The following is an 18,831-nucleotide window of genomic DNA, read 5'->3' on the forward strand; positions in this document are numbered from 1 at the left end:
GCCCTTCTCGCATGCCCGGGGTGCACGTGGTGTCTCCGCCCCGTACGGCCGGTCGACGGGGACTGTTCGACGGACGCCAACCTCGTGGTCCCGGGCGTGTCGGCGGGTGTCGAGAACGTCCTGGAGGCGCGTGCCGGTCGAGCACGTCCGGCACCCGAAACACGACTGGCTGGTTACGTCCTGCTCGGTTCTGCCACCTGGGAGCCAGCCGAGTGTGACGGGACGCGGGTGCCGTTTGTCAAGTCGGTTCTGCACAGTGACAGGCTCGAAGGGCAACCTTCGACTCACGCTTGAAGCCGAGTTCTCCACACATGGTGTGGATCAGGAAACCCCAGGTCAACAGTCGAAAGTGTGTTCTCCGGTGGAGTTATCCACAGTGGAGTACACAGCCCTCCACACAGGAGTCCGGCGTGTTCCACGACCTCTCCACAGAGTTGTCCACAGGGCCGTTTGCTGGGGATAACTCCGTACCCGTAGCTTGAGCCAGCGACTCGGGGATGTCGGTCGCCCGGGGTAGAACTGCTCGGTGGGGAACGGTCCACCGGGCCGTCCGCCAGCACCGCCAAACACTGAGGAGCACGTGTGTCGATCGCGCATCTGGACCCGGCCCCCCGGGAGTACGCCGAGCGGAACAACGACCGCACTCCCCCGCACGACATGCTCGCGGAGCAGTCCACCATCGGCGGAATGATGCTGTCGAAGGACGCCGTCGCCGACGTCATCGAGACCGCCCGCGGCGTGGACTTCTACATCCCCAAGCACGAGGTCATCTTCGACGCGATCCTGTCGCTCTACTCCCACGGCGAGCCGACCGACGTCATCGCCGTCACCGACGAGCTGACGAAGACGGGCCTCCTGTCCCGTGGCGGCGGCGCCGAGTACCTGCACAGCCTGACGAGCATGGTGCCCACCGCGGCGAACGCCGGCTACTACGCCGCCATCGTCGCGGAGAAGGCGGTCCTCCGCCGCCTGGTCGAAGCCGGCACCCGCATCGTCCAGATGGGCTACGCCAGCGAAGGTGAGGTCACCGACCTCGTCAACAGTGCCCAGGCCGAGGTCTACAACGTCGCCGGCGGGGTGCAGACCGAGGACTACGTCCCCCTCACCGAAGCCATCGGCACCGCCATCGACGAGATCGAAGCCGCGAAGGGCCGCGACGGGCAGATGACGGGCGTCCCGACCGGGTTCGCCCAAATGGACGCCCTGACCAACGGCTTCCACCCCGGACAGCTCATCATCGTCGCGGCACGACCGGCACTCGGCAAGTCGACCCTGGCGCTCGACCTGTGCCGCTCAGCAGCCCTCAAGCACAACCAGACCGCCGCGTTCTTCTCGCTCGAGATGGGGCGCGCCGAGATCGCCATGCGCCTGCTGTCCGCCGAGTCCAGCGTGCCCCTGCAGAACATGCGCAAGGGCACCGTCGACGCCCGCGACTGGACCACCATCGCGCAGACCCGCGGACGCATCAACGACGCTCCGTTCTTCATCGACGACTCCCCCAACATGACCCTCGTCGAGATCCGCGCCAAGTGCCGTCGGCTCAAGCAGCAGCACAACCTGAAGCTCGTCGTCATCGACTACCTGCAGCTGATGACCTCCGGCAAGAAGGTCGAGAGCCGCCAGCAAGAGGTGTCGGAGTTCTCGCGTGCGCTCAAGCTCATGGCGAAGGAGCTGCAGGTGCCCGTCATCGCCCTGTCGCAGCTGAACCGTGGACCCGAGCAACGTGCCGACAAGAAGCCCATGATCTCCGACCTGCGTGAGTCCGGGTCGATCGAGCAGGACGCCGACATGGTCATCTTGCTGCACCGCGAGTCGGCGTACGAGAAGGACAACCCGCGTCAGGGGGAGGCGGACCTGATCGTGGCGAAGCACCGCAACGGGCCCACTGACACCATCACGGTGGCGTTCCACGGGATGTTCTCGCGGTTCGTGGACATGCCGCAGTAGGGGAGTTGTTGTCGTCCGCCAGCTAACGTGTCCGATTGCCACTCAACGTGTCTGAAATACCAACTTGGACGCGTTGTTTGGCAGCGACGACGATGAGGCCCTTGTCGTGCTCGGGGCAGTGCGTAGTGTCGAGTTGCGCGACCGGTCGGTGGCCTCGGCTCGCATGTGGCTGCAGAAACAACGTGTCCAACGCGCAGCCTTACGTGTCCTCAAGGGGCCGTCTGACACGTTGCGCTGCATCTGGCAGTGGGTGGTTCCTGACGATCGACTACCGAGGGAATGGCGCTGGTATTACATGTCAGCGACACCGTTAGGGGCGAGGTGTGATTCACAGCCGTCAGCGGTGGTCAAATGCACTGAGGAGGGAGCTGGCAAGGATGAGGACAGCACCAAGGATCGCGATGGCGGGAAGTTGTTCGCCGGCGAAGACGCCGATGATCGCGGCCCAGACAGGTTCCCCTGCGTAGATGATGGTCGCGCGGGTCGGTGACACGGTCCGTTGCGCCCAGTTCATCGTGAGTTGGATCACACAGCTCGCGGCGCCGAGAGCCGCTGCTGCCGACAACCACACCCACGAGAAGTCAGGTGGCCGCTCGCCGACCACTGGCATCGTCGCGAGCCCGAGCGCTCCAGCAACGAGCAGTTGCACGACGATGACGCGGCCCAGGTGGACCTTCCCGGCGAACCAGCCGATGAGGATGATGTTGACTGCGATCGGGAGCGCGCTGACGACTGTTGCGATCTCGCCCGGGCCAACGGTGAGACCTGCTCTGGCTGGATCTGCGATGAGCACGAGCCCACCGAAAGCAAGAGCTACCGACACCCAGGTGAGAAGCTGCGGTCGCTTCTTGAACACGACCCATTGCAGGACCGGAACGAGCGGTACGTACAGGGCGGTGATGAAGGCGGAAGTCCCACCGCCGATGGTCTGCAAACCGACAGCCTGCAGGCCGTACCCGAGGAAGATCATCGCTCCGATGGCTGAGCCCGCGAAGACCTCAGCTCGACTGAGCTGACCGAGCCCTCGGCCGAAGACCAGCACGCTGATCATGCCCGCGATGAGGTATCGCGTCCCGACGAAGAACCACGGGCCGCTCTGCTGCACGGCAACGTGGACGATCGTGAAGGTCGCACCCCACACGACGGTGACGATCAGGAGTGAGAGCTCCTGCCGGGAGACCGATGGAAGCCGTCCGAAGGTGTGCAACATGCTGCACAGCGTAGAGTGCACGATTGTGCACGCAAACAGTAACGAGGCAGCGGGCGTGCTGGCGCATGTCAGCGAGAACGTTCGTCGCTACCGATCGGCAGCCAACATGAGCCAGCTCGCGCTCGCCGAACGTGCGGGTATCAGCCGCCGCACTGTCATCAAGTTGGAGTCCGGTGAGGCGAACATCAGCCTGTTGGGACTTGACCACCTTGCGGAGGCGCTCGGAGTCACGTTCGTCGACCTCGTTGCTGCCCCCGCCGCCCAGCACACCGACATCAACGAAGTCACGTGGCGAGGGAATGGTCCGACCAGCGCTGCGACCCTGCTGGCATCAGTACCCGCGAGCAAGAACGTGCAGCTCTGGTTCTGGGTACTCGAACCCCGTGACCGATACAACGCGGAGACCGACCCGGAGGGGTGGTCAGAGATGATCCTCGTCATCGAAGGGTCGGTCCGGGTGGAGTTCGAGTCCGGCACGACGGAACTCCACGCAGGTGATCATTTGGCTTTCCCGACCTCTCAGCGGTACTCCTACTTCAACGCCGGACCGGCGCTCGTCCGGTTCGTCCGCGTCGTCGCCACTCAGAAGTGAAGCTCTTCTCGCTTGCAGGCGGTAAGTTCGCGATCGACCAGTCGAGTCACGAGGGCCCCGAACGCCTGATCGCTCTGAAACGTTGCGGACTCCCATCAGGAACTCTTGTGATTTGCGCGTCAGTGTCCCGATAGTCGATCGGCTATCGAACCCGTCGGGCGGAGCTGCGACGTTCCTCGGTCTTGCGGCTTGTAGCGGGAGAAACGTCGCTAGTTGAGCAGTTTTGCCAGTAGTCGTTGCAGTTCCGCCTGCTCGTCGGTGTCGAGGCGCACGAGCCATTCGTCGAATTTCGCGGACAGGACTTCGAGCGCCTCGTCGAGGGTCTGCGCACCTTCTGGAGTGACAGCGAGGCGGTGGCGTCGGAGGTCGGCAGGATCGATTTCCCGGCGGACGAAGCCCTTGGCCTCGAGGCTCTTCAGGTACACGGTCACGCTGGCTTTGGGCAGGACGAGCCGATCGGCCAGCTCCGCGGGGTACGGGCAGTCGTCGACTTCTCCGAGCACGAAGAACTCCTTTGCCTCCAGCCCAAGGGCCTCGATGTCCGGGGCGCAGTCGTTCATGACGCGGGTGAGCACCTGGTGATTGAGCGACCAGATGCGCGCAGCGTTCGATGCGGGCAAGTGATTCCTTCCCAAAGTGGTACAGTTTCGTACTAGTTCCGATCGGAACAATCGGCTCGATGTACTGTCTGAATATCGAACAAGCCTAGCAGCACGCCACAATCCTCCTGGAAGGGACTCCTTCACCGTGTCTTCAACGCACGACGTGACGTTCACCAACGACACCTTCGACCTCGCCGGCCAGTTGCACCTGCCAGATGGTTTCCGCGAGGACCGCACGTATCCGGCGGTCGTGATCTCCACCCCGGGCAGCAGCGTGAAAGAGCAGATCGGTGCCAACTACGGCCGAGGCCTTGCCGATCGCGGCTACGTCGCGCTCGCCTTCGATCCGGGCTTCCAGGGCCAGAGTGGTGGCCACCCACGCGACCTCGAGAACCCGGCCGCACGGGTCGATGACATCCGGTTCGCCGTCGACTACCTCACGACGCTTCCGTGCGTCGATAACGCCCGGATCGGAGCTGTCGGCATCTGCGCCGGTGGTGGCTACGCGGTCAGTGCGACCATGACCGACCATCGGATCAAGGCGCTCGGAACGGTCGTGCCCGTCAATGTCGGGCGAGCATTCCGCCAGGCCGATACCTCCTCGACGGGCTCCGTGATCGCGATGATCGAGGCCGTGGGTGTCAATCGCACGGCGGCCGCTGCTGGCGAAGACGTCGACCGCAACATGTGGATCCCCGACACGGAGGAACAGGCGGCGGCTTTCGGCATCACTGACGTTGACACCCTGGAGGCGGTGCGGTTCTACCGGACCTCGCGCGGCTACAACGAGCACTCCACCAATCGCCGCTACTTCACCAGCGATGCGATGATGCTCGGCTACGACGCCTTCAACCTCGTCGAGGAACTCCTCACCCAGCCGCTCCAGATCATCGTCGGCGGGCGGCTCGGGACCACGTTCTCCTACTCGGACGGGCTCGCGCTCTGGGAGAAGGCGCCCAACGCCAAGAACTTCCACGTCGTCGAAGGGGCGGGCCACTACGAGATGTACGACGAACCGAAGTACGTCAACGAAGCGGTCCAGACCCTGAACACTTTCTTCCAGCAGCACCTCGCCAACTGAATCGCCCGACAACATCTGCCGCCAACGTCGAGGGCGCACTGCCGCTCGTGAAACGCCACGAGTCGCAGCGCCCGCTGAACGGTCCCTCACCGGTCGTTCCGGCTCGTCCGGTGGCCCGCTCGTCGGGGTCGCCAGCTCGTCAACGGTTCATGATGCCCCAAGGGTGCGGACGACGTCGTGAACCGCGGTCCAGAGCATCAGCCCGTCCTCCCACGGCATAGCGTGCGGGCCCGCGGCGCGCCGGCTTCGCGCCGTGAGCAGCCCCTGGACGCTGAGGAGGGCCTCCTGCATCGTCTCGAGTTGGTTCATCGGCACGAGCTGGTCCGACTCGCTCTGGTCGAGCACTACGAGCCGGGGGACAAGTCCCCGCTCCAGCCGGTACCGAATCGCTTCTGAATCCAGCCGTGCGGGGCTCGCGCCTGACCATCGCGAGCGGTCCCCGAACGCGTGAGAGAGGAGGTTTTCGTACTCCGCGGCGACGTGCTCGTGGGTTGAACCTGGCCGGTCGACGAGGTTGGGAAGGTCGTACAAGCCGTTCACTCCGTAGAGCGCCGCGGGCGTCGGCGGCGTCAGATCTGGGTCGAGGCCGAACGCTTCGGGCCCCAGCAGTGCCGCTTGGAATGAAAGGCAGGCGCCGGCGCTGTGACCGCTGAGGATGTACGAGCGATCGGCGAGGCCGAGCGTGCGCAGGAACCGGATGCCCTGCAGTACGTCTCGGAGGTGGTCGGGGTGTACCGCCTCACGGGCCGGGTCGAGCTGACCGATGCTCCCCGGTTCATACGGATCGGTCGGGTGGGTGGGGAAAGGTGAAATCGAGTAGTTCAGCGATGCCACAGCTCGGATCGATCCGCCGTCATCGCGGAAGGCATGTGCGACCGTTGCCTCGATTGACCTCCCGGTCAGGTGCGGATCCCGCCACGCCCCACCATGGACGTGCACCAGCGTGGCCGGGTGTTCGCTCGCGAGGAGAGAACCGAGGAACGGTCTGACCGGGGACCCGACCAGTTCCTGCGTGCCGGTGGTGAGCGGCAGATACAGGTCGACGGTCTGAAACCGGTTCGCCCCCGGTGCCGTCGGCACGTCGAGGGCGCCGACTACCGGGACCGGCGCGTCGAGCCGTGGACTCGCGACTTCCTGGATCATCCAGGTGTTCGTCTGCCCTGTCATGTTCGTCATGCGTCTCCTCGCCGCGATGCGGTCAGTTGGCGAACGCGGCGGACGCGGGGCCGACGATCGGGCGCCAACTGTGGACGCGCTTCGTTGTCACGACCTCGTTGACGACGAACGGGTCGTTCCCGACGATCTCGTCGATGCGGGCACGGTCAGCCACACGGTAGACGAGCAGCCCACCGGGGGCCTCGCCGTCACCCCACGGTCCGGAGAGCAGCAGTTCACCCTGCTGGAGTCGTTCGCGGAGGTAGGCCAGATGCGCGGGGCGGTGCTCGTCCTGCAGCGTGGTGTCGTCGGGGTAGGAGTACTCGACGGTGTAGATCTCGGTCATGGTGGTTCCTTTCGTGGTTACCGAGGACAACTGTCGCGCCGTCGTCGACGGCTCGGGTAGGACTGCGGATACCAGCGAGGAGCCGCATCGGGACCGCATGATGGGGTCATGGAAGACCGCGGCGACCTGAGCAGACTCCTCACGACCTGGCGCGCCCGGTTGCGGCCTGCGATGGTCGGTCTGCCGGCGGTGTCATCTCGGATCCCCGGGCTCCGACGCGAGGAGGTCTCTATGCTCGCCGGCGTATCGGTTGACTACCTGGTCCGGCTCGAACAGGGCCGCGCACGACGTCCATCGATTCAGGTCGCCCGGAGCCTCGCCCGGGCACTGCAGCTCTCGGTTGGGGAACGCGATCAGTTGTTCCGGGCGGCGGAGCTGCCCATCCCGCTCCCGAGCGAAATGCCGACCCACATCCCGCCGAGCGTGCAGCGCCTCCTGCTGCGCGCGCCGGAGATCGCGATCGGCGTCTACACCATCGACTGGTCGCTGCTCTCGGTGAACCCGTCGTGGCAGGCGCTGCTCGGACAGCCGCCGAAGGACCACAACCTCATTGAGGCGCACTTCACCGGTACCGCCCCTGAGGTGCTCATGAGCCGCGCCTACATCGAGCGCTTCGAGCGTGCGCTCGTCACCGACATGCGAAACGCGGCCTTGCGGTACCCGAACGACGAGACCGTGCAACATCGGCTCCGCCGGCTCCGTGCCATCGCCCACTTCGAGGAGATCTGGCGCGAGGGCTCGTCCGTTGAACAGCAGTCCGAGCCGAAGACGTTCAACCACCCGGTGGTCGGACCGATCACCGTCGACTGCGATGTCTACACAGCGGTCGGGACCGACCTCCGCGTCATTACCTACACCGCCGAACCCGGATCAGAGGATGCGTCAAAGTACGACCTCGTCCGTGCGCTCGGCGTACACAATCCCGCGGCGGTCTGACTGCCGAGGAACGACGACGGCCCCGGAAGCGCCCTCGGCAGGTCCGGGGCCGTCGTGCTCGCCGAGGGATCAGGACTCGGCGAGCCAGGTGCGCAGAACCTTGTTCACCTCGGTGGTGTGCGTAGTGAGCAGGCCGTGCGGGGCGCCCTCGATCTCGACGTACTCCGCAGCCGGCAGGGCCTTCGTGAAGCGTCGGCCGGTGGCGTCGATCGGCAGGATGTTGTCCGCCGTACCGTGCACGATGAGGGCGGGGACGGTGACCTTCGGGATGTCCTGGCGGAAGTCGGTCGGCCAGGTCAGCGGTGCTGCAGCGGACGCGATCGAACCCGAGCCGGCCGCGATGTTCCAGGCGTTGCGGACCTGCTCCTCAGAGATGCGGGTGCCGAGGTTCTCCGACAGGTTGAAGAAGTCCTGGTAGAAGTTCGTGAAGTACCCGTACCGGTCCTTCTCGACCTCGGCGGAGACGCCCTCGAAGAACGACATCGGGGCTGCGCCGTCGGGGTTATCGTCGGTGATCGCGAGGAACGGCTCGAGCGAGGCGAGGAACGCGACCCGGGCGATCCGGTCCTCACCGTGGCGCCCGATGTAGCGGGCGATCTCGCCGGTGCCCATCGAGAATCCGACGAGGATCACGTCCTGCAGGTCGAGGGTCTCGAGGACGGTGTGCAGGTCGTCGGCGAAGGTGTCGTAGTCGTAGCCGGTCGAGGGCTGCGAGGACTTCCCGAACCCGCGGCGGTCGTACGTGATGACGCGGTAGCCGGCCTCGAGGAGCATCGGGATCTGCCCCTCCCACGAGTTACCGTCGAGGGGAAAGCCGTGGATGAGGACGATCGGCTGCCCCTGGCCCTTGTCCTCGTAGTGCAGTGCGATGTCGACGCTGTTCTCAGTTCCGACGGTGATGGTGCTCATGATGGTGTCCTGTCTCGTGGATTCGGTGCTGACCGTTGTCAGCGGCGGTTGAGGTGATCTGCAGGGTGTGACGGCGTCAGTGCTCGACGCCAGGGACGATCAGGACGCGGTAATCGGCCGCGGCCTGACGGTGGGGGAGAGCTGCCTGGTATGCGGGGCTGTGGTACCAGGCAAGGGCGTCCTCAACGGTCGGGAACTCGTTGACGAGGATCCCGTCCACGGGTACGCCCTCGAGGGTGGTCACCTCGCCGTACCCGATCATCGGAGTGACCGGGTGTCCGGCACGTGCCGCGCGGGCGGCGGTGACGTAGGTGTTGAACTCGTCCTGGTCACGCAGCGCCTCGCGGATCATGACGACGTAGGCACTCACGCGCTCATCGCCTCGAGCTTTGTGAGGAGAGCGTCGGCGGCGGCTGCCGAGGACGCCGGGTTCTGACCGGTGATGAGCAGACCGTCCTCGACGACGTAGGACTCCCAGTCGCCGATCTTGCTGTAGTCGCCGCCGAGCCGCACCAGCTCGTCCTCGACCAAGAAGGGCACGACGTCGGTGAGGCCCACGCCCTCTTCCTCGGAGTTCGTGAAGCCGGTGACACGGCGGCCCTGCACAAGCGGGGTCCCTTCCTCGTTTGTCACGTGACGCAGCACGCCCGGCGCGTGGCAGACGAGCGCAATCGGCTTACCGGAGCGGAGGGTGTCCTGAATCAGCGCGATCGAGTCCTGGTCCTCGGCGAGGTCCCACAGGGGACCGTGGCCGCCCGGGTAGAAAACGGTGTCGAAGTCGGCGACATTCACGCTGTCAAGCCGGATGGTGTGCTCCAGTGCCTCCGTTGCGGTTGCGTCCTGCTCGAACCGGCGGGTCTGGTCGGTCTGGTTCGCCGGCGCGTTGCTCACGGGGTCGAGCGGCGGTTTGCCGCCCTTCGGCGAAGCCAGGGTGATGTCAGCACCGGCTTCGACGAAGCGGTAGTAGGGCGCGGCGAGTTCCTCGAGCCAGAAGCCGGTCTTCCGGCCGGTGGTGCCGAGTTCGTCATGTGAGGTGAGGACCATGAGGATCTTCATGAAGACGTTCCTTTTCTAGTAGACCGATCAGTTATGAGCGGGGGTGCGCCCATGTGACTCGAGTGAGTCGACGCTGGTCAGGCGTGCAGGAGCTGTGCAGTCAGGGTGAGAGCTCTGTCCAGGGGCCCCATGTTGCGATGGATCTTCGCCATGACACTCGCCCCGAGCCACAGGTCGTACAGCATCTCGGCGGTGGCTGCGGGGTCATCTGCGCCTGCGAGCGAACCGTCGGCAAGGCCGAGTGGGATCATCTTCGCGATGCGCTCCGTGATGGAGGTGGTGCCTTCCATGAAGACCAGACGCATGGACTCTGACAAATCAGCTACCTCGGCGCCCAGCTTCACGGCAAGACATCTGCCCTGGCAGTCATCGAGGCTCTGAAGCTCCCGCCACCCCCGGAAGTACTGCATCAGGCGGTCTGCCACTGATCGGTCCTGCTGCGCGAGCAAATCGTCCATCATCACGAGATGGTCGCGGAAGTAGTCCCGCATCATCACCTCACCGAACACGTCCTTCGACTTGAAGTAGTAGTAGAAGGATCCGCGCGGGACACCGGCTTCAGCCAGGATCTCGTTCAGTCCGACGGCGGCCCAGCCCTTGTGGGCGGTGGTACGCCGTCCAGCGTCCAGGATGGCCTGGCGGGAGTCGGTATCGGTGGGCATGTCGGAACCGTAGCACTAGTAGACCGATCAGTTACAACTTCCTCAGGAAGTTGCTGCCTTAGTGCTCGCTGCGACGAACCGCCGCTTCATCTGATCCCGGTCCCCGAGGACAAAGCCGAGCGACACCGAGCTCAGGGGAGCATCGACGAGGGGGACGAACCGGATCGTGGGATGGATGGTGCGCTGCGCAGCCAGCGACGAAACGACTCCGATGCCGCGTCCGGCCGCGATGGTCTCCAGCCACTCGTCGTAGTTCGCGGTCTCCACGAACGTGGCCGGGCCACTGCCTGCCGTCCATGACCACGGGCCAACGGTGCCCGTGGTGGCATTGAACACGAAGGGGTGGCGATCAAGCGCCGCCCAGGGCACCGGCTGGTCCCGCGGGAGATCAGCGCGGGTCGAGCAGATCAGAACTCGCTGTTCCTTCAGGATCGGGAGGACTCGGACGCCTGCCGGGACGTCGCGAGGATCTCGAAGCACCGCGACGTCGACGTCTCCGCGGAGCAACGCATCGATCGGTTCATCCGTCCGGACGAGGGTCACCGGCCCCTCGCCAAGGCGCTCGTACTCAGCGATTGCGTCCTGCGCCCACGGCGTGGGGAGCAGCCACGTGAACGCCAGCCGCAGGGGCAATGCGGACCGCGCCGAGGACACGGCGCGGTCGACCGCGGCCACGGCAGACTCTGCCTGCTCATAGAACCGCGTACCGGCCACGGTCAACCCGACGTGACGGGTGTCTCGGTCCAGTAGGCGTACCTCGAGGAGCTGCTCCAGCTGCTTGATCGTTCGTGTCAGCGCCGGCTGCGTCACGAACAGCTGCTCCGCCGCACGGGTGAAGGAACGGTGCCTGCCGACCATCAGGAACGCGCGCAGGTGGCGCAGTTCGACGTTCATGACCGCCAAGCATAGGTGCGCCGTGGCCGGCAATTCCGCTTCCGTTCAGGCGCTCCTAGCGTCACTCCTGCAGCCGGAACCGCTGCATCCCCCCTTCATCACCCTCCGACGGGAACCCCATGGCCATCACCGCCACCGCCACCCACACGATCTCCCTCCCGTCACTGCGGGTGTCTTCGCCCGGGATGGTCGTGCTCCAGGGTGCGGCAGCTCTGGCCGCCAGCACGGGCATCGCCCGCTTCGTATTCACCCCGATCCTTCCGCTCATGCAGACCCAGGCGGGACTGTCCGTGAGCGACGGTGCCGGGCTCGCGACGAGCAATTACGTCGGTTACCTGCTCGGCGCGCTTCTGGGCATCAGCGCTCCGGGGTTGGTCCGGTCACGATGGGTGATGCGGTTCGCGATGCTTCTGACGGTTGCGACGCTCGCACTCATGCCCGCAGCGTCCGATACGTCCTGGTGGACCGCCTTCAGGTTCGTCGCCGGGCTGACCAGCGCCCTGGTGTTCATCTATGCGACCTCCGCGATGATCTCCCACCTTCGCGAGGTCGGCCCACACTTCGTCGGCTGGGGCTTCGGCGGTATCGGCACCGGCATCGCCTTGTCCGGTCTTGTTGTCGTCGTCGTCCGAGCAACGTCGACGTGGCAGGCCGCCTGGTTCATCGCCGCCGGGCTGACCGCAGCCCTCACCGTCGTCGCCTGGAGGCTCCGTCCGGCGACGGTCGAGCAACGGCCATCTGCATCGTTGGACCAGGCGCTACCGCCCACCGGGAACCGGTTCGCGGCACTTGTGGTGAGCTACGGATTTGAAGGGGTTGGGTACATCATCGCCGGCACCTTCCTCGTCGCCGCTGTCGGGCAAAACGGACCAGCCTGGCTCGGTGACGGCGCATGGGTCGTCGTGGGTCTCGCCGCGATTCCCGGCGCTGCGTTGTGGACCGCGCTCGGCCGTCGGTGGAGCCGCCCGACGCTGCTCACCGTCGCACTCGGCGTACAGGCCGTTGGCGTCGCCCTTGCCGGGGTGCTCCCCGGCAGCGTCAGTGCCCTGGTCTCAGCGGCGCTCTTCGGTGGCACGTTCGTCGGGATCAGCTCGCTGGCCCTCGCCCTCGGCGCCTATCTGCAAGTCCCGCGCGCCGTCGCGCTCCTTACCACCGGCTACGGCATCGGACAGATCCTCGGACCGGTCCTCTCCCGCCCGTTGCTCACCGCCGGGTACAACGGCCCGCTGCTGCTCAGCGGGGTGGTCATCGCCGCTGCGGCTCTCGCAGGTCTCGTCGTCCGGTTCCGTTTCCCGCATCGCGTGGGCGCCACGATCGAGCCCTCGCGATCGTCCCGATAGATCCCGACCAGCCCGATGGCTCGCGACACCGCAGCTACTGCTGTCCAGCACGCGAGCCGCTGAGAACACCGGATCCGCCCGTCGTACCTCCTCAGGTGCCGGGGGAGGCGAGCGCATCGCGCAGCTTCACGTCCAGGTCACCTCGGCACACGGTGAGTTTTCCGTCGACTACTCGGTAGAAGACCATCTCCTGCACCATCACTGTGCGGCCGGTGGGTGCGATCCCGAGGAATTCGCCCTGATGCGTACCGGCCCCGTGGACCAGCGCGGCAATCCACTCGCCCTCGATCACAAGCCGCTCCATTGTCCACCGGTAGTCGGGGAACGCATCGGTGATTCTGCGAACGCCCGCGACGTAGTCGCCCACACCGCGAACGGAGCCCTCGAGCGAACCGTCGACCTCCGGGTGCACGTATCGGGCGAGGTCCTCAAAACGGCGGTCGTTGCATGCGGCCAAGTAGGACATGTACCACTGCTGACTCAGGGACTCCCGGCCGGGCATGAGCCGATCCTACGGCTCGAGCGGGAATGAGCGCGGCATGTAGGAGCCGGATCGGATTTCGTCGATCAGTGTCGGACCGTTGGGTGCCCAGCCGAGCGCTCGAGCTGCGGAAGAGTCGATGCTGGCGTTGAGGAGGAGCGGGTCGGCGAGGGGCCCCAAACGGTGCCGTGCTTCCTCGGGGGAGTCGCCGTGGATCTGTCCGGCGAGCCCCTGAGCGTCGCTGAGGGCGCGTGCCAGCGTGTCCATCGGCACCGATTCGGTGTTCGCGGCGATCACGTAGGGACCGGGTGCGTCGTGTTCGAGGACATGAACGAAGAGAGCCGCCGCATCGTCGACGTGGACGTTGGGGAACGCCTGCGCCGACCCGGGGTAGCGCAGCTGGCCGTTCTCCGTCGGAGCGTTCGCCAGCAGTGCCACCAGTCCGCCGCCGTGACCGTAGAGGTTCGCCGGTGCGACCATCGTCGCGTGTACCGTGCTGGCAGCCACGCGGATCCGGTCGAGGACCGCCGGGCGCCACGCGACGATCACTGGTGGCGCATAGGGGCTCGCTTCGTTGAGTCGTCGTCCTGAGCCGTGGATCCAGCTTCCGCCGGTGTGGACGTAGCGCTGGTCCGTACCCGCGAACACGTCGAGCACGGTGTCGAGGATCCGGCCGTCGAACGCAGCGCTTCCCGTGTCATTCGGGCTCGCTGCGTGGACCGCACCATCCACGTCCGTGAGCTCTCCACGGAGCCAAACGTCGTCGAGGACGTCGCCGAGACGCGGGACGATGCCAAGGCTGCTGACACGGTCGGCGGCTTCAGAGGTTCGTACGTGACCGAGTACCTCATGCCCGTTGGCGAGGAGCTGCTTCGCGATCGCGCTACCGAGGTAGCCGGTCGTACCGGTGAGAAAAACCTTCATTGGTGCCTTCTTCATTCGAGATGTATACGAGCGGGTGGATTGGGGTGCCGACGTCCGGGCCACTCCCTGTCGGCTGGACATCACGAGCGGGCGATGAAGGGGTCGATGGCCGCCCAGGTCGCCGCAGGGTCTTCGAGGTGCGGGAGGTGTCCGGCGGCGGGCACAGCGACAAACGAGGCCCCGGGAATCGCGTCGGCGACGGCCCGACCGTAAGCGGGGGTGACGACGCGGTCGCTTTCGCCGTACACGACGAGCGTCGGCACGTTCACCGAGCCGAGACGGCCCAGAAGTGTGGTGTCGCTCATCGCACGGCCAGCGACCGCCGCCATCGTCTGGGCGTTCGACTGCAGGATCGCCCGCTGCTGGTCGGTGAACGAGGCGGGGTCCATGTACCCCCGCTCGGGGTCGTGCCAAGCCACTTCCGCCAGCCCCCGGGCATCGAGGGCGAAGAAGTCCGCGATGGGCTCGCCGTCGACGACGGCACCGATCCCGTCGATGTCGACCATTGCGCCGATAAGACCCCTGTACCGGACGTCGGCGGCCGCCTGGATGGCCATCTCCAGCGCGATCCACCCGCCGATGGAGGAACCCACCAAGAGCACGTCGCGGCCCCCGTCGGCGAGCAGGTGATCCAGGTAGGCGCTCGCCAGCGCGGGGATCGAATCGATGTCATCGGGACGTGAAGTGCCGTTCCAGCCTGGGTGGGTCGGGGCGAGCGTGTGGAACGTGGGGGCGAGGTGGCCGACGATCGGCGCGACGGTCTGGGGGCCGCCGCCGCCGTGCAGAACGAGCGCAGTTCTGGCTTCGGGGTTGCCGGCTTCGAGGACTTCGAGGTCGACGGGGAGGGGGATGGTCATGGCACTGCCTTTCTCAACATGCTTATCTAAGAATGTTGATACGCTAACACCGTGACAACCAATCTGGAAGCGCTCGGGCAGGCGATGAAGCGGGCGCAGTACCGCAACCACCGAGCAGCCGATGCGGCGCTGCGGGACGTCGGTGTGTCACTGGTGCAATGGGACGCGCTCCGGGCGATCGATCGGATGCCGCACGCATCCGGCCACGACCTGGCCCTCGCAACGTTCCAGAGCGACCAGGCCTTCGGAACCCTCGCGACCCGGCTGGTCGACCGCGAACTCGTCGTCCGCTCTCCCGGGACGGGGCGCCGGGTCGAGCACACCCTGACGGACGAGGGCCGCCGGGCGCTCGAAGACGGCCATCGCATCGTGGCCGACGTGCTCGACGAGCGCTTCGCTCCCCTCGACGAACAGCTCCGAGCAGCCCTCGCACGAATCCTCGCGAAGCTAAACGGCGACGACGAGAGCGTCGGACCCGGCTCGGCGTGACTGTCGTGTATTGGTGATGTGCCGCTGTAGGTTCGGCGTGTGCTCGCGTCTGCCCGTGGTTCTGGCCGTCCGCTTGTCGCCCTTCACGGGTTCGGGGTCGACCACCGGATCATGCTGCCGCTCGAGCAGATGATCAGCGACATGCCGTGGCGCCGGCTCTACCTCGATCTGCCTTGGGCTGCCGGCTCGACCGGGTCGGCTGCGGCGAGTGCACTCGACGTGGCCAACGAAGTCCTCGCAGCGATCAGCGACCACCTTGGTGACGAACCTTTTGCCTTGGTTGGCCAGTCGTACGGCGGGATGCTCGCCCGCCACATCGCACACGTGCGGCGTGGGCAGGTCCTCGGTCTCGCCACGATCGCGGGCGTCACCGAGACGGAGCACCGGGCTCGACGTGTGCCCGAGCGCACGGTCCTGGTCATCGAACCGGCCGCCCTCGAGCGGGCAGGGGATGCCCGCGAGGCGTTCACTACAGCGCACGTCGTCCAGACGACCGAGACCTTGGACGCGTTCATAACCTCTGTCCTGCCCGGCGAACGGGACGCGGACCAGGCGGTGATGGAGCGCATCGCGGCACGGTACGGCCTGCCCGTCGAACCCGAGATCGCGCATCCGCTGCCCTTCACGGCACCATCCCTCCACGTGTTCGGTCGGCAGGACGACGTGGTCGGTTACGAGGACGGATGGCTCCTCCGCGAGCACTACCCCCGTGGGACGTACGCAGTCCTCGACACCGCGGGCCATGGTGTCCACCTCGAACGACCCGGATTGACCGCCGCGCTGATCCGAGACTGGCTCAGCCGGGTCGACGACGTCGAGCGATAGACGTACATCGAATCAGAGGCGACGACGGTCAGATGAACGTCGCAGTTCCCCGTATCACAGCCCCTGTAGCGCAACTTCGACAGGGCGGGGGATCGTCGCGGGGCGCGGTGCTCCGTCGGGACGCCGTGAACGGCCCGGCGATACGGTTGTCCGATGACCGTTGGGTCCTTCCTCCGTCCGTTCCGCGCTGGCGAGCAACACAGCGTGTGGAACCGTCCGGCGCTGCGCGCTCCTGACACGATCACGGTCAGAAGTGATGGGTTCACTCCGAACGGGCGAATCCCCGCGGTGCACCGGGGTCAGGGGGCGGGGGAGAACCGGTCCCCGTCACTGCACTGGGACGATGTGGACGGCGAACGCGTCCGGGCTCTGATGATCGTCCTCGAGGACGTCGACGTACCGCTGCCTCGACCTCTCGTGCACACGCTCGGTGTCCTGGATCCTGGAACGCAGCGACTGGCGGAAGGTGGCTTGAGCACCCCGACGGCCGGCGTCCAGTTCGCTCGAGCAGCCTTTGGTCGGACCGGGTACCAGGGGCCAAGGCCGCTTCCTGGCCACGGGCCGCACCGCTACCTCTTCGAGCTCTACGCGCTCGACATCCGGCTCGATCGGTTGACCACGGCTGCGGAGGCGCTTCGCCGAGCGGCGGACCACGTCGTTGCACGTGGCCGGCTCGTCGGCGTCGATGAACGCGGCGCGACCGGTTGACGATTTCCGGAGCGGTGTCAGTCTCAGCGGTCTGATTGCGGAGTGATCGTCGACACCGCGGCGGCTAAGTCGTCATACGCGGCATCGAGGTGGTCGGGCAGATTCTTGTCTGGATCACGGATCCATGCGGCCGCAGCGTGCTGGTACGTCGCCCATCCCATCGCTGCGACCAGGTCGGCGACCGCGGCCGGGACTCCACGGTGCTGCAGTGCCGAAGCCAACGTCTCGGTCAGCATCGCCGCCTTCGCGAGATCACGTTCCCGCAGTGCCGGAGTGGCGGCAATGACGTTCATTCGGGCGAGAGCAGCGTCAGCGTCCTGTTGTTGCGCCTCAGCTGCGCGCGTGAACGCACGACGCAGCACCTCCGCCGGCCCGAGGCTTTCTGGCGCACCCAGGATGTCATCCGCCAGGGTGCTCCGGGCGTGCTCCTCACCGCCGAACAGCACTTCGCGCTTGTCCGGAAAGTGTCGGAAGAAGGTGCGGAGGTTGACGTTCGCGGCCGCGGCGATCTCGGCCGTGGTCGTGCCCTCATACCCGTGGGTCGCATAGAGCTCCAACGCGGCCGCCTGAAGTCGGGCGCGCGCTTCTTTCCCACTCCTCGGCATGCTCCGAGCATACGCAGTCCGGCGAGGGTTGCGCCATGAAGTGGCGCAACGTAACGTCACTTAGTGGCACTACGCCGAGCGTTGAGGCCCTGGGCCTCAACGCTCAACCCGAAGGAGTTCTCATGCACAACCACGCACTGATCGACATCCACGCCCACTTCACGGCACCCACTACGAACGACGCCCGTGAGGCAGCCTGGCGCGCGATGCGCGCCGACAACTTCATGGCACCAGCCCCGCATGAGTGGTCTCCGGAACGCGCCATCAGTGCCATGGACGCGAACGGGATTTCCATGCAGCTGCTCAGCACGGTCCCGACGACGCACGATGCCCTCGTGGCCAGCAACACGTACGGCGCCGCCGTTGTCGCAGAGTCCCCGGGCCGCTTCGGCCTCCTCGCGGCGCTCCCCAACGACGACCCGGACCTCGCGCTCAGCGAGATCCGGCGGGCGAGGACCGAGCTCGACGCCGACGGCTTCGCGATGAGTACCACCTACAACACCGTCAGCATGGCCGACCCTCGCCTGGAACCGGTGTGGAACGAGTTGAACGACGCGGCCGGCGTCGTGTTCGTGCACCCCGACACGACCATCCCGTCCCGGCTGGGGCTGCCCACGCCGCTCATTGAGGTCACGTTCGAGACGGCACGCGTGATCACGAGCATGCTGTACGCCCGGGTGTTCTCTCGATTCCCGGACATTACCTTCGTCCTCGCGCACTGCGGTGGGGCACTCCCCGGACTGTCGGGGCGTATCGCGCTCATCGGAACGGAAGCGTGGGTGTCGAACCCGAACCGCGTCACGTCGGAAGAGTTGCGCGCGCAGATGCGTCAGCTCTTCCTCGACACCGCAGCGTCCGGAACGGACGCTAATCTCGCGGCCGCGCTGCAGATGGTCCCCGTCGAACACATCGTCTACGGCGGCGACTCTGGAGTGCCCTGCACCGACGACGAGTCCGTAGCTGGAAACCTCGCCGCCTTGCGGAACTCCTCCGTGCTCCACCCAGACGACATGACCGGAATCGCTCGGCGCGCGCTCGCCCTGTTCCCGCGCCTCAGCGATCGCCTTTAGAGGCGTGATCGGCGTGTCAATGTTTCGGTGGAACATCTTCGCCGAGCGCTTCCTCACTTAGGCACCGCTCTGCAGATCTGATGTCCGTCGCAGACGGGGCGTCCCAACCTCAAGACGGGCCTCCGCAGACCCTCCGAGGCCC

22 protein-coding genes are annotated in these 18,831 nt (G+C 66.2%); 9 read left to right on the forward strand and 13 right to left on the reverse strand.

What is annotated here, in order from left to right; translation table 11 throughout:
- Positions 1-582: 582 nt before the first annotated feature.
- Positions 583-1,947 carry a replicative DNA helicase gene (dnaB, locus tag DEJ33_RS00860; RefSeq protein ID WP_111075290.1) on the forward strand — a complete coding sequence of 455 codons (1,365 nt, stop codon included), beginning with the start codon at positions 583-585 and terminating at the stop codon, positions 1,945-1,947.
- Positions 1,948-2,284: 337 nt separating this feature from the next.
- Here the strand turns inward: dnaB and DEJ33_RS00865 are convergent, their stop codons facing one another.
- Positions 2,285-3,154: a DMT family transporter gene (locus DEJ33_RS00865; protein WP_258378053.1), complete on the reverse strand. Its 870-nt coding sequence runs from the start codon at positions 3,152-3,154 to the stop codon at positions 2,285-2,287.
- 1 nt (position 3,155) lies between these two features.
- On the opposite strand from DEJ33_RS00865, the gene DEJ33_RS00870 reads away from it, so the two are divergent.
- Complete coding sequence (locus tag DEJ33_RS00870) at positions 3,156-3,749, forward strand: helix-turn-helix domain-containing protein (protein WP_111194087.1); 594 nt, start codon at positions 3,156-3,158, stop codon at positions 3,747-3,749.
- Positions 3,750-3,958: 209 nt separating this feature from the next.
- Here the strand turns inward: DEJ33_RS00870 and DEJ33_RS00875 are convergent, their stop codons facing one another.
- A complete protein-coding gene (locus DEJ33_RS00875) occupies positions 3,959-4,369 on the reverse strand; it encodes a MarR family winged helix-turn-helix transcriptional regulator (protein ID WP_258374483.1) in 411 nt (136 codons plus the stop codon).
- Between the two features lie 145 nt (positions 4,370-4,514).
- Here DEJ33_RS00875 and DEJ33_RS00880 point away from each other — a divergent pair, with 145 nt between their 5' ends.
- Entirely contained in the window at positions 4,515-5,432 is a 918-nt protein-coding gene (locus DEJ33_RS00880; RefSeq protein WP_111194088.1) for an alpha/beta hydrolase, read from the forward strand.
- 147 nt (positions 5,433-5,579) lie between these two features.
- Here the strand turns inward: DEJ33_RS00880 and DEJ33_RS00885 are convergent, their stop codons facing one another.
- Positions 5,580-6,608 (reverse strand): alpha/beta hydrolase, encoded by a 1,029-nt coding sequence (locus DEJ33_RS00885; RefSeq protein WP_111077023.1) that lies wholly within the window; start codon positions 6,606-6,608, stop codon positions 5,580-5,582.
- Between the two features lie 22 nt (positions 6,609-6,630).
- Positions 6,631-6,933: a YciI family protein gene (locus DEJ33_RS00890; protein WP_181432748.1), complete on the reverse strand. Its 303-nt coding sequence runs from the start codon at positions 6,931-6,933 to the stop codon at positions 6,631-6,633.
- Between the two features lie 108 nt (positions 6,934-7,041).
- Between DEJ33_RS00890 and DEJ33_RS00895 the strand changes: the two genes are divergently transcribed.
- The gene (locus DEJ33_RS00895) at positions 7,042-7,869 is read left to right on the forward strand and encodes a helix-turn-helix transcriptional regulator (RefSeq protein ID WP_111194089.1); all 828 of its coding nucleotides are present in this window, start codon (positions 7,042-7,044) and stop codon (positions 7,867-7,869) included.
- A gap of 69 nt (positions 7,870-7,938) precedes the next feature.
- On the opposite strand, the gene DEJ33_RS00900 is transcribed toward DEJ33_RS00895, so the two are convergent.
- The 5 genes from DEJ33_RS00900 to DEJ33_RS00920 form a co-directional block, all read right to left on the reverse strand.
- The gene (locus tag DEJ33_RS00900; protein ID WP_111077026.1) at positions 7,939-8,778 is read right to left on the reverse strand and encodes an alpha/beta fold hydrolase; all 840 of its coding nucleotides are present in this window, start codon (positions 8,776-8,778) and stop codon (positions 7,939-7,941) included.
- A gap of 76 nt (positions 8,779-8,854) precedes the next feature.
- The gene (locus DEJ33_RS00905) at positions 8,855-9,148 is read right to left on the reverse strand and encodes a DUF1330 domain-containing protein (RefSeq protein WP_111077027.1); all 294 of its coding nucleotides are present in this window, start codon (positions 9,146-9,148) and stop codon (positions 8,855-8,857) included.
- Positions 9,145-9,834, reverse strand: a complete 690-nt coding sequence (locus DEJ33_RS00910) for a type 1 glutamine amidotransferase domain-containing protein (RefSeq protein WP_111077028.1) — start codon at positions 9,832-9,834, stop codon at positions 9,145-9,147. The genes DEJ33_RS00905 and DEJ33_RS00910 overlap by 4 nt, the downstream gene beginning before the upstream one ends.
- A gap of 77 nt (positions 9,835-9,911) precedes the next feature.
- Complete coding sequence (locus DEJ33_RS00915; RefSeq protein ID WP_111077029.1) at positions 9,912-10,496, reverse strand: TetR/AcrR family transcriptional regulator; 585 nt, start codon at positions 10,494-10,496, stop codon at positions 9,912-9,914.
- Positions 10,497-10,538: 42 nt separating this feature from the next.
- Positions 10,539-11,390 carry a LysR family transcriptional regulator gene (locus tag DEJ33_RS00920; protein WP_111077104.1) on the reverse strand — a complete coding sequence of 284 codons (852 nt, stop codon included), beginning with the start codon at positions 11,388-11,390 and terminating at the stop codon, positions 10,539-10,541.
- 119 nt (positions 11,391-11,509) lie between these two features.
- On the opposite strand from DEJ33_RS00920, the gene DEJ33_RS00925 reads away from it, so the two are divergent.
- Complete coding sequence (locus DEJ33_RS00925; RefSeq protein ID WP_111077030.1) at positions 11,510-12,730, forward strand: YbfB/YjiJ family MFS transporter; 1,221 nt, start codon at positions 11,510-11,512, stop codon at positions 12,728-12,730.
- Positions 12,731-12,821: 91 nt separating this feature from the next.
- Here DEJ33_RS00925 and DEJ33_RS00930 read toward each other — a convergent pair whose 3' ends face one another.
- The 3 genes from DEJ33_RS00930 to DEJ33_RS00940 form a co-directional block, all read right to left on the reverse strand.
- Positions 12,822-13,232, reverse strand: a complete 411-nt coding sequence (locus DEJ33_RS00930) for an ester cyclase (protein WP_111194090.1) — start codon at positions 13,230-13,232, stop codon at positions 12,822-12,824.
- A gap of 9 nt (positions 13,233-13,241) precedes the next feature.
- Positions 13,242-14,150 carry an NAD-dependent epimerase/dehydratase family protein gene (locus DEJ33_RS00935; protein ID WP_181432747.1) on the reverse strand — a complete coding sequence of 303 codons (909 nt, stop codon included), beginning with the start codon at positions 14,148-14,150 and terminating at the stop codon, positions 13,242-13,244.
- Positions 14,151-14,215: 65 nt separating this feature from the next.
- The gene (locus tag DEJ33_RS00940) at positions 14,216-14,992 is read right to left on the reverse strand and encodes an alpha/beta fold hydrolase (RefSeq protein ID WP_111077033.1); all 777 of its coding nucleotides are present in this window, start codon (positions 14,990-14,992) and stop codon (positions 14,216-14,218) included.
- 51 nt (positions 14,993-15,043) lie between these two features.
- On the opposite strand from DEJ33_RS00940, the gene DEJ33_RS00945 reads away from it, so the two are divergent.
- The 3 genes from DEJ33_RS00945 to DEJ33_RS00955 all read left to right on the forward strand — a co-directional run bounded on the left by DEJ33_RS00945 (position 15,044) and on the right by DEJ33_RS00955 (position 17,014).
- Positions 15,044-15,481, forward strand: coding sequence for a MarR family winged helix-turn-helix transcriptional regulator (locus tag DEJ33_RS00945; protein WP_111077034.1), 438 nt, complete (start codon positions 15,044-15,046; stop codon positions 15,479-15,481).
- A gap of 111 nt (positions 15,482-15,592) precedes the next feature.
- Entirely contained in the window at positions 15,593-16,306 is a 714-nt protein-coding gene (locus tag DEJ33_RS00950) for an alpha/beta fold hydrolase (protein ID WP_375334681.1), read from the forward strand.
- A gap of 153 nt (positions 16,307-16,459) precedes the next feature.
- Positions 16,460-17,014 (forward strand): YbhB/YbcL family Raf kinase inhibitor-like protein, encoded by a 555-nt coding sequence (locus DEJ33_RS00955; protein WP_111077036.1) that lies wholly within the window; start codon positions 16,460-16,462, stop codon positions 17,012-17,014.
- A 23-nt stretch (positions 17,015-17,037) separates the two neighbouring features.
- On the opposite strand, the gene DEJ33_RS00960 is transcribed toward DEJ33_RS00955, so the two are convergent.
- Positions 17,038-17,619, reverse strand: a complete 582-nt coding sequence (locus tag DEJ33_RS00960) for a TetR/AcrR family transcriptional regulator (protein WP_111077037.1) — start codon at positions 17,617-17,619, stop codon at positions 17,038-17,040.
- 35 nt (positions 17,620-17,654) lie between these two features.
- Here DEJ33_RS00960 and DEJ33_RS00965 point away from each other — a divergent pair, with 35 nt between their 5' ends.
- Positions 17,655-18,689 (forward strand): amidohydrolase family protein, encoded by a 1,035-nt coding sequence (locus DEJ33_RS00965; protein ID WP_220033969.1) that lies wholly within the window; start codon positions 17,655-17,657, stop codon positions 18,687-18,689.
- The last annotated feature ends 142 nt before the right edge of the window (positions 18,690-18,831 follow it).

This window comes from Curtobacterium sp. MCPF17_047, assembly GCF_003234045.1.
In the GTDB taxonomy this organism is placed as follows: Bacteria; Actinomycetota; Actinomycetes; order Actinomycetales; family Microbacteriaceae; genus Curtobacterium.